Raw genomic sequence first — 15077 nt, forward strand, 5'->3', positions numbered from 1 at the left:
TCTGAAATTAATTAATCCTTGAGACATCTCACTGATAACCCATAACCATAAGTATACTTGTATATTGTGCTTTCCGATGTGATTATACACATGCTGGTAACCGATTCTGTTGATGACTTACTCCAAAAGAATCCTGCAAAAGTAAGATTATAAAAGTCCACCCACCGGTAACCGCCTGGTAATGCCTTAAATCCGCTTTCATTTGTGCCAGTATTAAAACGCCAGTGTGAAGTTCCTGTTTCCTTTAATTTTGCAGCAGAAATGCTGTCTCCACCAAGAAATTCAATGAGTTCTCGCCATTCCGAATCATTCGGAACATGCCAGCCTTTTGGGCAAAACCTTTCATCAGAAATTGCTTTGTAATTATACAAAGCTCCGTAAGGGATTTTGTTGGTGGATTCATCATTGTTATACCAACAATATCCTCCGGTAGAATCATTATTTATCCAATCATTTACATTTTTTAGATTTTCAATCGGTGTACCGTCATTATAATGAGTTACGCTGAGATTTTCAACCATCCAGGTTTGTGATCCAATTTTAACAGTGTGGTATTCATTACCATCATAATCTGTAATCAAAGAATCGTCTTCTTTACTGCACGACAAAAATGTAAACAAAAAAGACAGAAGTATAAGTATAGTTTTCATTTGTAATTAATTAATTTTTAACACATCGTACTGATAGTCCTATCTCACCGATATGAGCGCCCCAATAAATCTCTCCGCAGTCATAACTCATGCAAACTGTTGATGAGTGGTCGGATGTTCCAAACGGAGCAGCCCACCAATATCCAAAAAATCTGAGACTTCCAAAATTACCTTCATATCCCCGATATCCGCCGGGTAGTGCTGTAAATCCAGTTTCGTTTGTAACATCACTGCTTACACTTAACCAATGCGCATTGCCTGGTTCCTTTAGTTTGTTGGAAGCAATTTTTTCACCCCCTAAATACGTAAATAACTCCTTCCATTCGTTTTCTGTAGGAATATGCCAGCCTTTAGGACATAGTTTCGGGCTGCTTACTGCATAAAGATTATATAGTAAACCATAGACTTCATTGCCAACAGAATCATTGTTATACCAGCAGCAGGCTGGACCATTTACGTTATACCAATCTTCATTTTGCTTTAAAACAGGAATAGGCGTGCCGTCATTGTACCGGGTTGTTTTAAGATTTTCTGTTAACCATTCCTGGTTGCCGATTTTTACACTTGAGTATACATTGCCATCTCCATCTATAATTACATTGGAATCATCTTCTTTTTTACATGTGATGAGAAAAACAATTACGGAGAATGCCAAAAAAAAGTGTTGAAAAGTTTTTTGCTTTTTCATATAAGGTTTTAAGTTTTGTGTGATTTTAAAAATACATAAATTTTCAATCTGTCTAGCTTTGGTTTGACATGTATTAAGTGTTGAAATAAATCTGAAATTAATTTTTCAAATTTCAATACCGAAAGGAAGCGAATTTGTATTTTTACTCAAACCACAATCCTATGGAACAACTTAAGGAAGGCGACAAAGCGCCATTATTCAGAGGCAGGGATCAGGACGAAAAATGGATTGGTCTTGAAGATTTTAAGGGCAAAAAAGTAATCCTTTATTTTTATCCGAAAGATGATACTCCCGGTTGTACTGCTGAAGCCTGCAATCTGCGCGATAATTATGAATACCTTTTAGAGAAAGGATTTGCCATTATCGGTGTAAGTCCCGACAATGAAAAATCGCACGCCAAATTCAAGAGCAAATTTTATCTGCCCTTCAGCCTGATTGCTGATCCCGAAGCCAAAATCATCCAGATGTACAACGCCTGGGGTGAAAAGAACATGTATGGTAAAAAATATATGGGTGTATTGCGGTCAACCTTCGTCATTGATGAGAACGGTAAAATTCTTAAGATCTTTAAAAAAGTAGACACACATAATCACACTCAACAAATAGTTGACGAATTGGCAATTAAATAATCAATCACATTATGGCAAAAGAACAAACCATCGACGACGTTAGGAAAGAAAAACTTAAATCGCTCGAAACAACCCTCGGTAAAATTGAAAAAGATTTTGGCAAGGGTGCAATAATGAAATTGGGCGATCAGGCAGTAGTTACCGTTGGCTCAATACCCTCCGGTTCACTGGCACTTGATGTGGCCCTTGGCGTTGGCGGATATCCCCGTGGCAGGGTCGTTGAAATATTCGGTCCCGAATCATCCGGAAAAACGACACTGGCGATTCATGCCATTGCGCAGGCACAGAAGTTAGGCGGAATTGCTGCTTTCATAGATGCGGAGCATGCGTTCGACAGCACCTATGCCCTGAAACTGGGTGTTGACATTCAAAACCTGCTGATATCACAGCCCGACAACGGAGAACAGGCTCTTGAAATAGCCGATCACCTGATCCGTTCGGGTGCCATTGATATAATCGTAATCGATTCCGTTGCCGCACTTACTCCCAAAGCTGAAATCGAAGGTGAAATGGGCGATTCGAAGCTCGGTCTCCAGGCCCGTCTTATGTCACAGGCTCTCAGAAAGCTTACAGCAACCATCAGCAAAACCAATACCTGCTGTATTTTTATCAACCAGCTGCGTGAGAAAATCGGCGTCATGTTCGGCAATCCCGAAACGACGACCGGTGGTAATGCTTTGAAATTTTATGCATCGGTACGCCTGGATATCCGTAAGGTAAACCAGATAAAAGAAGGTGAAGAAGTATTCGGAAACCGCACCAAGGTAAAAGTTGTAAAGAATAAGCTGGCTCCTCCTTTCCGCAAAGCCGAATTCGATATTCTTTATGGTGAAGGCATTTCACGCACAGGTGAAATTATTGACCTTGCCACCGAACTTGAAATCGTAAAGAAAAGCGGTTCATGGTTCAGCTACGGTGAAACCAGGCTCGGCCAGGGTCGTGATGCGGTAAAACAGCTGATAGCCGACAATCCGGAATTATCAGAAGAGATTGAAAAGAAGATTGTTGAGAAATTGAAGTAGCAATCAAGGCGCGTCATTGCGAGGAGGTTCTTTGCAGCGCAGTACCTGTGCGGGCAGATTGCTTTGTCACATTGCACCCTGCTATAATCAATTATGATTCATGTTCCTCGCAATGACGGGGGCAACTAAAACCCTACCCTCGCCCTTACACAAACCTGGCCGGTACCGGCGAGTTTGCCTTCTACATCATATATAATGCCATCGGTATCGTTGCGTTGCGTTCGCAATTCAACGCTATCGCCGGCTTTTACTTCATGTTTATATTCAATAGCAAAAGAGACAGGGGGTTTCTGATCAAGCACATCTTCATCCAGCACATCAAAGATCCACTCGGCATACCGGGCATTGTTCACATGCCGGTTCTGATCAAGATCGCTGAAAACAGCCTGTCTCAACTTAAATGATTCGGATTCAACACCCGAAAAACCGTCAGCCGGCATTACCATGGAATGCCTTCCCTGGTTCTGGTTTAACACCTCCTCATTCAGATGAAACACTGTCGGCCGCCTTGTATTCAAATCCAGTAAAATCCACCATGAAGTTGCCGTGACAAGTGTATTTTCCCCATCATCCATCCTGTAATCCCTGCGGAAGAAGATCCTTTCAAGTCCGAGCGGCCAGGTTTCGGCAAAAAATTCGGTTCCCCATGCCGGAGTTTTGTGAATTGTCATGAATAACTTTGAAAGTACCCACACTCTTCCTGTTTCATGCATAAAATGGTAGCCTGCATCCAGGTGGGTGGCGTGTTTATTCGCAATTTCCTGGAAATAGCTGCAAATACTGCTTATGCGCATCCGGGCATTCAGCCCGATATCATAAGAGCGGACAGTGAATTTTTCCCGCCAGACCGGCAGGTAGGTTTTCGTTTGCATGGGTGCCAAAAAACACTACCCTTCAGGAGCCGTGGCTGCCTGAAGGGTAGAATTACATATAAACAGGTATATGTTATGCAGGATGAATGGACTCGGTGGGGCAAACATCAGCACATGCACCGCAATCGATGCATTTATCAGGATCAATTTTATAGATGTCGCCTTCACTTATTGCTTCCGAAGGGCATTCAGCAATGCAAGTGCCACATGCACTGCAATCATTACTAATTACATAAGCCATAAAGAGATAATTTATTCGTTTATGGGGCCAAATTTAATTCTTTAATTTAAATCGACAATAAAAAAGCGGTTAGGTTTTTTAACGGCGTAGATTCATCACGTCTCTGAAGAATGTTGTCTTGAATGTCAGGCCCTTATGGTTTTCCAGATCATCCTGGCTCCCAGGAAAATAATTAGCAGACCAAACATAATCTTTAACGGTCGCTCAGGGAGCCTTAATGCCAACAACGAACCAAAATAACTTCCGGCAAAAAAAGCAAGTATAATGATTATCCCAAGCTTGAAATTAACATAACCTTGCCGGTAATAATTGATTACGGCGAATAAGCCAACGGGAAACAGTAATACGAGTAAGCTTGTTCCCTGCGCTTCATGTTGCGATAATCCCAAAAAGAATACAAGGGCAGGTATCATAATTATCGCGCCACCCACTCCCATCAAACCTGAAATAACCCCTGCCGTTAGTCCGATCAGTACCAGGGTAATGATTTCAGAAGCAGTCATAATTCCGGATGATTAGAAATCAAGACTTGTTGAAAAGTAGAATACATAAGGCAGTATTGTCCTGTTTTCGATTCCCCATGCCCAGTCGAATCTCACAAAATATCCCAGCAACTGGGTGTGGATTCCGAAACCGTAGCCTGCAACAATCGGCGGCCTGTTGGCATCGATTGTGATTGTAATCGGTCCCTGCTCAACAATATCGTGATCGTATGCATTCCGGCTCGACCAGGGAGTTGCACCCGACCATGCCGATCCTACGTCAAAGAAACCTACAATCTGGAAATTTTCAAAGAAGCTTTTGCTCAGCGGGTAGTTGGCCAGGTATTTAAATACAGGGAAACGGATTTCACTGTTGAAAACAGCAAAACTGTTACCATTCCTTATATTCTGCGAAAATCCACGCATGTTGGTTCCGACAGCCTGAAAGGCGTAATTCTGCTTTTTATCAATGGGGATTTCGCTGAAAGGCTTGAACGTAGGAGTGCGACCCGAAAGATTGATCCAGTTGTCAACTCCTCCAAGGTAATAAATAATACGGCTATTGCCTTGAGAGGTGCTCCATGCAAAGCGGTTAGCCCAGATAAGGGTACGGTGCAACCGGGTGTAATTCCGGATATCCGCTCCCAGCACAACCAGTTCATACATGTTTTTATATACCTGTTCCTGCACTTCAGCGAAAAGTTTATAGCGTGTGCCTGAATAAAGGTTCATTCCGAGCGAACGGGTATCATCATGAATAAACTCAAATTTTAATCCAACCCAGTGCTTGTAAATATTAGGCTCTTCAAGATACGTGTCATTGGTTGAAAGGAATACCGTCCGGTCATTCCTGTATGAAACGGTGGTGGCAAATGACTTCACCTGTGTAAGCGGATATCTTAATATTAAGGATAACTGGTGCGAATGGGTTTTGATCTCGAAATCGCCTTTGTCACCGGTTCCGGCATTCCGGAATGCTTCACGGTGGAAGACCAGTTGTTTGTCAAGCCTTTTCTTCAGGTTTTCAACACTTAAAAGGTATTCATTGGCATCCAGGTCGGGTGACATCCTCACTCCTCCTGTAAGTTTATAGTCCTCGAAAAGATCATTGGCACCGATTTTCATCAGCACGTTAAGTCCGGGATTAAAGTAAAAAGCACCACCAGTAAAGGCCTGGTAGGATGCATTCAGAAAATTGAAATCGACCTGTGTAACCAGACTGTTTTGGTAAAAAACAGGGCGGTAAAGTCTTATCTTGGGACGCTTTTCGGAAGTTGTATCCACGGCAACCTCCATCTGTTTTTCAGCCAGTTTTTCGTTGTAGGCATTTATTTTTTCTACCTCGAAAACATACTTGTTCACATCAATTACATTGGTTCCAAGCTTGATTGTATCATCGTCAGTGATGATCGTATTATCGGAAAGATCAGCTATAGGGATCACTTCTTTCTTTATATTGCTGATACTGTCTTTTGCCTCAAGCATTTTGATCCTGTTCTTATGCGACTGTGTAACCTCAACGTTTCCGGTAACAGGCTGTTCATCATTCAACGGGTAATGATAAATGTTGTACCGGCCCTTGTTGTAAATGATATCGGCCACATTTCCTGAAGCCAGCATGTAATCCTGTTCAATAATATTTCTTGAATACTGCGTGAGTGGTGCTGTTTCAGCAAAGTAGCGATAATGAACGGCGGTGTCAACGGCACTCACCGTACTGTCAAATTTGGACACATAGCGGTTCATGATTCCCGAATTATCAGAAAGCTGGATAAACCGGTTATGCTTCACCTCAGCAGGGTACGATTTATTTGAAAAATCCTTGTTGCTGACCCTCATGAGCACATCACCTCCGCTTTTCAGATCGTAGATAAAAAGGTCCATCACCGGGGCGCGCTCACTGCGGCCAATAGCGGCGCTCAGTGTGTCGGAAAGACGGTTGGAGCTGAAGATGATCTTGCTGTCATTATCAATGTAACGCGGTTCCAAATCGTCGGCAATATCATCTGATATCTGCCGGTGAGTGGAAGAAGCCAGGTCATACGTGTAAATATCGGTCCTGCCGTTCCGTGTTCCTGAAAAAACGAAGGCAGTCCCTTCCTGATTAAATGAAAAATCGAGCACCTTGTCGAAATACAGGAAATTACGTACCGTAAGCTTTTTCTCGCCCAGATTATAGTAATACAATTTAAGTCCGCCCTTTTCCTCCGTTATAAAAGCGATATAGCGGGCCGAGGGATGCCATGCCAGTACCGGGTAGCTGTAATCGGTAATCTGGTCAAGGCGGTATTCATGCCTGAATATGCGTTTTCTTTTGCCATTCTTCAGGTTCATGAGCCAAATTTTGTAAAGGCCACGGTCATTTGTAACATAGGTAAGATAGTTTCCGGTTGGACTGATCCTCACATGTTCGTACACCACATCCTTTTTGGTACGTTTCAGCAATTTGCCCTGGGCCGGAACTGGCTGTTGGTCCTTGTCGCCCGTGAACATGCTCATATAGTACCCTGTCCAGTCGAATGTAAGTTCCTTGAGTTTTAAGCCCAGCACATTGGAAAAGCCTGTTTTGATTGACTTGCTTACACTGGTTAGGTATATTATGCTTGGTATAACCGATTCACCGTAGGTGTCGGAAATATACTTCCAGAATGAATGACCGGCATAAACGGCGTCATTGCCTGTAAGCCGGTTAAATTTGTCCCATTTGCCGTTAACAATCCCGTCCTTTACGCGGTTCTCCGTTTCAATGTCCCACTGCCTTGAAAGGTAAGCCACAAGACCCTCACTGTACCAGGCTGGAATATTGGATAGTGTGGCATTGGCCACATTGTCGATCAGGTCCGTGCCATTGATCATTTCATTAATAACAATCCGTGTAACGGCAGCGGTTATCTGGATATCCAGGTCGTCATAATTGCCTTCGAAATACAGAAAAACCTTGTTGCGGTTTACATTGGTTGTCCCGCCTATATTATAGTCGTCTTTGCCTGTAACCAGCCCGATATTGCTCTGTCTGAAATCGCTGAGCTTATTGTATACAATAAAAAGAATTCTTTTTTCAAGTGTATAATCGAAGAAAGCTTCAACCCTGGGGATAATCTGGGCGGCGTAATCCGAAGTGTAATCGGCCAGGTTCTTTCCGTCTTCGTTGAAATACACATCATATTTCTCATACCGGTAGAACGACCAAACGAACTCATTATACTGAACCCGGTTCTTCCCAAAGCTCATCTGATGGCCGTTGTAAAACTGGGAGAAACAGGCGGCAGAAATAGTCGCAAAAAATAACAGCAAAAAATGCTTTCTTACCATATCCGTTAAATAGCTGAACCAGTTATCTGATCAAACCAGGTTATAAAATTAGTCTATTTCCTGAAAAAATTAAATGACAGGGACATCAGGAATTAAAAAACAACGAAATAAGCAAAAGGGCAAAAAAAAATCAGGAATAAGTCATTCCTGATTTATAATTTAGTAAGACCTGTCAGAGTCGAAGACCTGTCAGAGTCTGGTCCTTTAATCAAGACCTGACAGAGTCTTGATCACTTTATTCCTTAAGCTTTATCATTACTACCCAGTACATTCAGAATCTTGTGTTTGTAAAGATCTTTCAGTTTATCGCGAGCCGGGCCGAGGTAGTTACGGGGGTCGAATTCACCCGGTTTTTCTGCAAAAACCTTACGGATAGCAGCTGTCATGGCTAAACGACCGTCGCTGTCGATGTTAATTTTGCAAACAGCCGATTTTGCAGCCCTGCGGAGCTGGTCTTCTGAAATACCTGCCGTATTTTCCATTTTACCGCCGTATTTATTGATTTCGGCAACGATATCCTGGGGAACTGAGGATGCACCGTGTAACACGATCGGGAATCCGGGGATGCGTTGTTCACAACCTTCGAGAATGTCGAAACGCAAAGGAGGAGGAAGTTCACCCGGTTTTACCTTGAATTTGAAAGCACCATGTGAAGTACCAATTGAAATGGCCAGTGAATCAACACCGGTTTTCTTAACGAAATCTTCAACTTCTTCGGGACGGGTATAGGAAGAATGTTCTGCTGAAACTTCATCTTCGATTCCTGCAAGCACTCCTAATTCGCCTTCTACAGTAACATTATGCTGATGGGCAAACTCAACAACCTGTTTGGTAAGCCTTACATTTTCTTCATAGGGGAAATGAGATCCGTCGATCATAACAGATGAGAAACCGGATTCAATACATGACTTGCAGGTTTCAAATGAATCACCATGGTCAAGGTGGAGCACAATAGGAATAGCATAGCCAAGTTCTTTGGCGTATTCTACAGCGCCTTTTGCAAGGTACTGAAGAAGTGTCTGGTTGGCATATTTCCGAGCACCTTTTGAAACCTGGAGAATAACAGGTGATTTGGTTTCAACACAGGCACTGATGATTGCCTGAAGCTGCTCAAGATTGTTAAAGTTAAAAGCCGGGATGGCATAACCGCCTTTTACGGCTTTCGCGAACAGTTCTTTTGAGTTTACTAAACCTAATTCTTTATAGTGTAACATAATGTGTTATTTTAATTTATTGGCTGCGCAATTTAGTTCATTTCGACTTAGCTGCAAAATATTTTGGGAAATTTTGGGCTATTGAAGGACGATTCTTTATTTTTATAAGAAATCTGAGAATATATATGAAAGGCACTAATACAGGTACGTTCCAGAAAAGGTTAAAGCTGTTTGATTCAACAGCAATTGTTACGGGATCTATGATAGGATCAGGCATTTATATTGTGAGTGCCGACATTGCCCGGAACGTGGGAGCCCCTGGCTGGCTTTTGCTTGTGTGGCTGGTTACCGGAGTTCTTACAATAATTGCAGCAATGACTTATGGTGAACTATCATCGCTTATGCCTCATGCGGGAGGGCAGTATGTTTTCCTTAAAGATGCCTACAATCCGCTTACGGGATTTCTGTACGGATGGGCAGCATTTCTGGTAATACAGGGTGGAACCATTGCCGCAGTGGCCATGGGATTCGCAAAATTCACCGGGGTTCTTTTCCCCTGGGTTGCCGAAAAGCATATCTGGTTTTCATGGCATTCGCTGAGTTTTTCAACGGTTCATATTGTGGCTATTGGTTCGATCATTCTCCTTACATTCATAAATACACGGGGAATTCAATTCGGAAAAATAATTCAGAATATGTTTACCTCCACAAAGGTCGGTATCCTGCTGATCTTTATTCTCCTGGGCTTATTTGTGGCACGCAGCAACCAGGCAGTGGAGCTCAACGGCAGGATATTCTGGACAGGCATGACATACGAAGGCAATCTTCTGACTGGGATCAGTCTGATTATAGCTATAACAACGGCCATGGTAGGTTCCCTGTTTTCTTCCGATGCGTGGAACAATATTACATTTGCCTCGGATGAAGTGGTCAATCCCCGCCGCAACCTGCCGCTGAGTCTTGTTTATGGCACCATTACAGTAAGCCTGATTTATTTTCTCGTCAACATTGCTTACCTGCAGGCGCTTCCTTTGAGAGGGGACATCCACGGAGCCGATGCGCTGAACAGGGGAATCCAGTTCGCAACCGAGGACCGTGTAGCCACAGCCGCAATGGAAGGCATATTGGGTGAAAATGCGGCTATTGTGATGGCGATCCTGGTGATGATCTCGACTTTCGGATGCAACAACGGGATCATCCTGGCAAGTGCCCGTGTGTATTATGCCATGGCGGTTGACGGACTCTTTTTCAAAGGAGCGGGCCACCTGAATTCGAAAGGTGTACCGGCCAGGGCGCTGGTGATACAGGCTATATGGACTTCCCTTCTCTGCCTCTCGGGAACATACAGTGATTTGCTCGATTATGTGGTATTTACAGTCCTTATATTTTATATACTCACCATTCTTACCGTATTCATTTTCCGAAAGAGATACCCTGACAGGGAAAGAGCATACAAAGCACCCGGGTACCCGGTTTTGCCTGTTATTTACATTATTCTCGTCCTGTTTATCATGGCGGTTGTCGGGTATACAAAACCTGTTTTCACCTTGCGTGGATTGGCCATTGTACTGATTGGTGTACCGGTGTATTTTGTGTGGCGGAGGAGAAGATAGCGCGTCATTGCGAGGAGCAAGACAAATCATTGATTATAGCAGGAGCGTTTGTCGACGAAGCAATCTGCGCGAACAGGCAGGGCATAGCCAAGAGATGAATTTAACTGAATTCTATTTTACGCAGTACTATTGGCTAAGTTCTTCCTGTGCCGGCAGATTGCTTCGTCGCAATACATACTTCTATAATCAATATAAAATCAAGCTTCTCGCAATGACGAAACTCCTAAACTCCTAAACTCCTAAACTTCTAAACTACTACAGGCTGCTCATCAGCGGTTCATCCACCGGTTGCTCCACAACACGGATATTTTTCCACTTACCGCTGTGATACCTTAATATAAGGAACACGCAGAAAACGAGGAAGAAGATGATCAGCCCAAGCCAACCTGCCACTGCAGAACCGTTGAAGACTTTCAGGATGAGGAAAACAACCGGCAACATGGTCCAGTGAGCACATACCGAGATCAGCATAGTGAAATGGGTGTCCCCGGCACCCCTTAACGCACCCACAATGGCAACCATGATGGCTTCTGCAAGCACATATAATGAAGCCAACCGGATCATTGATGCCGCAATCGGAACAGCCTGGTTAAATACGTCAACCGGAACTTCAGGCCTGAAAACAAGAACAAGGGCATTCGGGATTGTAAGGAACAGCGCAAGAATGACAACCGAATAGAATATGCCGGTTTTTATACCCGACATGGCTGCACGGTGGGCAGTGTCAGGATCTCCGGCACCCATATAACGGCCGACAAGGCTCGTAACGCCAATTTCGATTCCTAGCAGAGGAATAAAAGACACTAGGTCCCAATTGAACATTATGGTACTTGCCGTTGCCACCACATTGCCCTCGGAATCAAAAACAAAGATCAGGGCTGTAAATGCGAGGAAATTCATGAAGAACTCAAGCCCGGCAGGGTAGCCGAAATGTAATAATTTCCGCATCACACCCCAGTTAAAACGGAATGAACCGGATATGCCGAATTCCCTGTTATTCTTCCTGCCAAGATAAACGACAGCAAGTACGAAAACTCCGCAGAATCCTCCGATCACTGTGGCCAGCGCAGCACCGCTGACTCCCATCTGCGGGAAACCGCCTTTCCCGAAAATCATTAAGTAATCCAGCACCACATTAACAACCATAGCAGTGAGATTGGCAACCATAACGATTTTTGTGCGACCGATTCCCGAGAAGTAGCAACTGAGGCAGTTTCTTAGAATTCCGGCGATGGATCCGAAAATAACAATGTTAAAATACTGAACCTGGAAGCCAAGTTGGGCAGCCGGCAGCTTTGAAAATGCAAAAAAATGATACATCAATGGCTTAGCCAGCAGAATAATCGGGTAAGCCAGCAGGGCAATAATGAAGGCCTGGGTGGCGGCAACCGGACCCATTTTTTTCTGTCCCGCCCCGTAATACTGTGCAACAAGCGCCGTGGTGTAACCGGTAAGGCCAATAAAAAAGAAGGTCATGAGTTGCATGGCAATTCCTCCTCCCATGGCGGCGTTCATTTGCTCGGGACCCAGCTTTGAAAGGAAAAGCCTGTCGGTGAAAGTCATTACCCCGTCACAGGCTGTAGAGATAATCATGGGAAAGGCGATGGCCAGTAATTCGGCCGTCCCGCCCTTTGTTTTGTCGGTAAAGAAATTTTTGAATGTCATGGGTTTTAGTAACGTAATCGCAGCAACTTTGGGTGATTGATGCAACAAATTTGTGCAAAAATAAAGAGTTTATGCGGTTTTCAAAAACGCTCGCCCACTAAATCACAATTCTGGGAAGTCTTTTGAATGGATTCAACCGAATAACCTTTTGTTTTAAGCTCCTTCAGAATCTCTTTGTAGAGAGTCGACGGCATATAGGCATCCCTGTAGAGGATTCTGATCTTACCCTGCTTCTGCTTGCTCACAACGGCCCAGGTATAGTCCTTGTCGACCATTATAATATAATAAGAAGATGAGAATGGGCTTATCTTCAGTTGTAAATTGCGTGAACCGTCAACCGGGTATCCCCTGCTTCCGGATTCAATCATTTTCGATTTTCCGTTTTTGAAAACGATGCAACGGTCAATCATTTCCAAACGACCATTTAAATACTCGTAATCAGCAGTTGTACAATGACAGTCTTTTGAATTCCCGTTACTTACAGTGGCAATTTCGTACCACTTACCCGAATATTTTTCCATATCAACACTGTCTGAAGTGAAAAGCGCCTGGCTATTGGCTTCAGCAGCTGACCACATGAAAATACATGCCAGAATGAATCGGCTATCCATTTTCAGGTTTTGGCGGGATGGAATTCAGGGTCTAATTTATTAAATACCTTCGACTTTTTTTTTACCTTTGCAGCCCAATTTTACTTCTGAATGAGAGATATCCGAAATGTGGCTATAATTGCGCACGTTGATCATGGAAAGACAACGCTTGTAGACAAGATCCTGGTTCAAACCCGGTTTTTTAAGGAATATGAGAACCCGGGAGAACTGGTGATGGACAGTAATGAACTGGAGCGCGAACGAGGGATTACGATTTTAGCCAAGAATGTATCCGTTATATATAATGACGTAAAGATCAATATTATTGACACACCCGGTCACTCCGATTTCGGTGGTGAGGTGGAACGTGTTCTGAATATGGCCGACGGGGTGCTGCTGCTTGTGGATGCTTTTGAAGGCACCATGCCTCAAACCCGTTTTGTTTTACAGAAAGCGCTCATCCTGGGTCTAAAGCCGATCGTGGTGATCAATAAAGTAGACAAACCCAATTGCCGGCCCGAAGAAGTGCAGGAACAGGTGTTTGAGCTGATGTTCAACCTGAACGCCAATGAAGACCAGTTAAACTTTCCGACCATTTACGGTTCTGCCAAACAGGGATGGATGTCGGCCGACTGGAAAAACCCCACTTCCGATATTACGGCCCTGCTGGATGCCATTCTGCAGCATATTCCGGCACCGAAGAAAATTAAGGGAAGTCCCCAGATGCTGATTTCGAACCTCGACTACTCAAATTACCTTGGTAGGATAGCCATCGGCCGTTTACACAGGGGCGAGCTCAACGAGAACATGAACGTTTCGCTTGTAAAGAGGGACGGCAGTGTGATCCGCACAAGGATCAAAGAATTGTCGGTTTATGAAGGGCTTACTTACAAGAATGTTCCGAAAGTTGAATGCGGTGATATCTGTGCTCTGGTGGGAATTGAAGGTTTCAACATCGGTGATACCATAACGGAAGTTGAAAACCCGGAAGCCCTTGAATCTATCAGTGTGGATGAGCCTACAATGAGTATGCTTTTCACAATCAATGATTCGCCGTTTTACGGGAAAGAAGGAAAATATGTCACATCAAGGCATTTAAAGGACAGGCTGGAAAAAGAACTTGAAAAAAATCTGGCACTACGAATAGAGCCATCGGGATCAGCCGATTCATTCATTGTTTACGGAAGAGGTGTGCTGCACCTGTCGATCCTGATAGAAACCATGCGACGTGAAGGATATGAATTACAGGTAGGCCAGCCGAAAGTTATTATTAAAAGCATTGCCGGCGAGCCGTGTGAGCCGGTTGAGGTGCTGTATATCGATTTGCCCGAGGAATATGCAGGCAAGGCTATTGAAATGGTATCATCCCGCAGGGGCCAGATGCTGACAATGGAAAGAAGGGGCGACAGGGTGCATCTCGAATTTGACATTCCTTCGAGGGGAATTATCGGCCTCAGGAGTAATTTACTCACAGCCACAGCAGGTGAGGCAGTAATGTCGCACCGGTTCAAGGATTTTGAACCGCTCAAGGGCGATATTGAAAGGCGTATCAATGGTTCGCTGATAGCCATGGAAACCGGTATTGCTTACGCGTATGCCATCGATAAATTAAGAGATCGCGGAGTATTCTTTGTGGATTCACAGGAAAATGTGTATGCCGGCCAGGTAGTCGGAGAACATTGCCGGGGCGGCGATCTGACAGTGAATGTAACGAAATCGAAGAAACTTACCAATATGAGGGCTTCAGGAAGCGACGAAAAGGTTAAGCTTATACCTCCCGTGCGCTTTAGTCTTGAAGAAGCTCTCGAATACATACAGGAAGACGAATATGTTGAAATCACTCCTCAATCCATTCGTCTCCGTAAAATCCTCCTCAGCGAACATGACCGCAAAAGAGCAGGGAAAGCGGTTTTAGGGGTATAGAGGTTTAGGGGCGCCTGCCCGGACGTCTTTGCGAGGAGCGATCCTGATCAATGATAACCCCGGGATCACGCTTTGCAACGTCTTTCCTGTGCGGGCAGATTGCTTCGTCGACATTTAATTCTGCAATAATCAAAGATTTGCCATGCTCCTCGCAATGACGTGCTTTTTGCATCCAGCATCCAGCATCCAGTATCCAGTATCCAGCATCCAGTATCTTTTACTTCAACCCCCTTTTT

General features: G+C 44.0%; 13 protein-coding genes. 4 read left to right on the forward strand and 9 right to left on the reverse strand.

The window, feature by feature from the left end:
* Positions 1-11: 11 nt before the first annotated feature.
* Both VK179_18255 and VK179_18260 read right to left on the reverse strand, forming a co-directional pair.
* Positions 12-650 carry a fibrobacter succinogenes major paralogous domain-containing protein gene (locus tag VK179_18255; GenBank protein HLO60699.1) on the reverse strand — a complete coding sequence of 213 codons (639 nt, stop codon included), beginning with the start codon at positions 648-650 and terminating at the stop codon, positions 12-14.
* Between the two features lie 10 nt (positions 651-660).
* Positions 661-1338, reverse strand: a complete 678-nt coding sequence (locus tag VK179_18260; protein ID HLO60700.1) for a fibrobacter succinogenes major paralogous domain-containing protein — start codon at positions 1336-1338, stop codon at positions 661-663.
* 161 nt (positions 1339-1499) lie between these two features.
* On the opposite strand from VK179_18260, the gene bcp reads away from it, so the two are divergent.
* Positions 1500-1967 (forward strand): thioredoxin-dependent thiol peroxidase, encoded by a 468-nt coding sequence (gene bcp / locus VK179_18265; GenBank protein HLO60701.1) that lies wholly within the window; start codon positions 1500-1502, stop codon positions 1965-1967.
* Between the two features lie 11 nt (positions 1968-1978).
* The gene (recA, locus tag VK179_18270) at positions 1979-2989 is read left to right on the forward strand and encodes a recombinase RecA (protein HLO60702.1); all 1011 of its coding nucleotides are present in this window, start codon (positions 1979-1981) and stop codon (positions 2987-2989) included.
* A 125-nt stretch (positions 2990-3114) separates the two neighbouring features.
* On the opposite strand, the gene VK179_18275 is transcribed toward recA, so the two are convergent.
* The 5 genes from VK179_18275 to VK179_18295 all read right to left on the reverse strand — a co-directional run bounded on the left by VK179_18275 (position 3115) and on the right by VK179_18295 (position 9110).
* Positions 3115-3861, reverse strand: a complete 747-nt coding sequence (locus VK179_18275) for an acyl-ACP thioesterase domain-containing protein (GenBank protein HLO60703.1) — start codon at positions 3859-3861, stop codon at positions 3115-3117.
* A 73-nt stretch (positions 3862-3934) separates the two neighbouring features.
* The gene (locus tag VK179_18280) at positions 3935-4102 is read right to left on the reverse strand and encodes a 4Fe-4S binding protein (GenBank protein HLO60704.1); all 168 of its coding nucleotides are present in this window, start codon (positions 4100-4102) and stop codon (positions 3935-3937) included.
* Between the two features lie 125 nt (positions 4103-4227).
* On the reverse strand, positions 4228-4605 hold the full coding sequence (locus VK179_18285; GenBank protein ID HLO60705.1) for a sulfite exporter TauE/SafE family protein: 378 nt from the start codon (positions 4603-4605) through the stop codon (positions 4228-4230).
* A 12-nt stretch (positions 4606-4617) separates the two neighbouring features.
* Entirely contained in the window at positions 4618-7896 is a 3279-nt protein-coding gene (locus tag VK179_18290; GenBank protein ID HLO60706.1) for a hypothetical protein, read from the reverse strand.
* Positions 7897-8138: 242 nt separating this feature from the next.
* Positions 8139-9110 carry a class II fructose-bisphosphate aldolase gene (locus VK179_18295; protein HLO60707.1) on the reverse strand — a complete coding sequence of 324 codons (972 nt, stop codon included), beginning with the start codon at positions 9108-9110 and terminating at the stop codon, positions 8139-8141.
* A gap of 125 nt (positions 9111-9235) precedes the next feature.
* Between VK179_18295 and VK179_18300 the strand changes: the two genes are divergently transcribed.
* Positions 9236-10663, forward strand: a complete 1428-nt coding sequence (locus VK179_18300) for an amino acid permease (GenBank protein HLO60708.1) — start codon at positions 9236-9238, stop codon at positions 10661-10663.
* A 255-nt stretch (positions 10664-10918) separates the two neighbouring features.
* On the opposite strand, the gene VK179_18305 is transcribed toward VK179_18300, so the two are convergent.
* A complete protein-coding gene (locus VK179_18305) occupies positions 10919-12328 on the reverse strand; it encodes an MATE family efflux transporter (protein ID HLO60709.1) in 1410 nt (469 codons plus the stop codon).
* Between the two features lie 80 nt (positions 12329-12408).
* Positions 12409-12939: a lipocalin family protein gene (locus VK179_18310; protein ID HLO60710.1), complete on the reverse strand. Its 531-nt coding sequence runs from the start codon at positions 12937-12939 to the stop codon at positions 12409-12411.
* A gap of 90 nt (positions 12940-13029) precedes the next feature.
* Between VK179_18310 and typA the strand changes: the two genes are divergently transcribed.
* The gene (typA, locus tag VK179_18315; protein ID HLO60711.1) at positions 13030-14841 is read left to right on the forward strand and encodes a translational GTPase TypA; all 1812 of its coding nucleotides are present in this window, start codon (positions 13030-13032) and stop codon (positions 14839-14841) included.
* Positions 14842-15077: the final 236 nt, after the last annotated feature.

It is taken from the genome of Bacteroidales bacterium (assembly GCA_035299085.1).
In the GTDB taxonomy this organism is placed as follows: domain Bacteria; phylum Bacteroidota; class Bacteroidia; order Bacteroidales; family UBA10428; genus UBA5072.

Bases quoted from the DNA above. Each gene is read 5' to 3' on its own strand.
- VK179_18255 (HLO60699.1), bottom strand. From the start codon at position 650: ATGAAAACTATACTTATACTTCTGTCTTTTTTGTTTACATTTTTGTCG.
- VK179_18260 (HLO60700.1), bottom strand. From the start codon at position 1,338: ATGAAAAAGCAAAAAACTTTTCAACACTTTTTTTTGGCATTCTCCGTA.
- bcp (HLO60701.1), top strand. From the start codon at position 1,500: ATGGAACAACTTAAGGAAGGCGACAAAGCGCCATTATTCAGAGGCAGG.
- recA (HLO60702.1), top strand. From the start codon at position 1,979: ATGGCAAAAGAACAAACCATCGACGACGTTAGGAAAGAAAAACTTAAA.
- VK179_18275 (HLO60703.1), bottom strand. From the start codon at position 3,861: ATGCAAACGAAAACCTACCTGCCGGTCTGGCGGGAAAAATTCACTGTC.
- VK179_18280 (HLO60704.1), bottom strand. From the start codon at position 4,102: ATGGCTTATGTAATTAGTAATGATTGCAGTGCATGTGGCACTTGCATT.
- VK179_18285 (HLO60705.1), bottom strand. From the start codon at position 4,605: ATGACTGCTTCTGAAATCATTACCCTGGTACTGATCGGACTAACGGCA.
- VK179_18290 (HLO60706.1), bottom strand. From the start codon at position 7,896: ATGGTAAGAAAGCATTTTTTGCTGTTATTTTTTGCGACTATTTCTGCC.
- VK179_18295 (HLO60707.1), bottom strand. From the start codon at position 9,110: ATGTTACACTATAAAGAATTAGGTTTAGTAAACTCAAAAGAACTGTTC.
- VK179_18300 (HLO60708.1), top strand. From the start codon at position 9,236: ATGAAAGGCACTAATACAGGTACGTTCCAGAAAAGGTTAAAGCTGTTT.
- VK179_18305 (HLO60709.1), bottom strand. From the start codon at position 12,328: ATGACATTCAAAAATTTCTTTACCGACAAAACAAAGGGCGGGACGGCC.
- VK179_18310 (HLO60710.1), bottom strand. From the start codon at position 12,939: ATGGATAGCCGATTCATTCTGGCATGTATTTTCATGTGGTCAGCTGCT.
- typA (HLO60711.1), top strand. From the start codon at position 13,030: ATGAGAGATATCCGAAATGTGGCTATAATTGCGCACGTTGATCATGGA.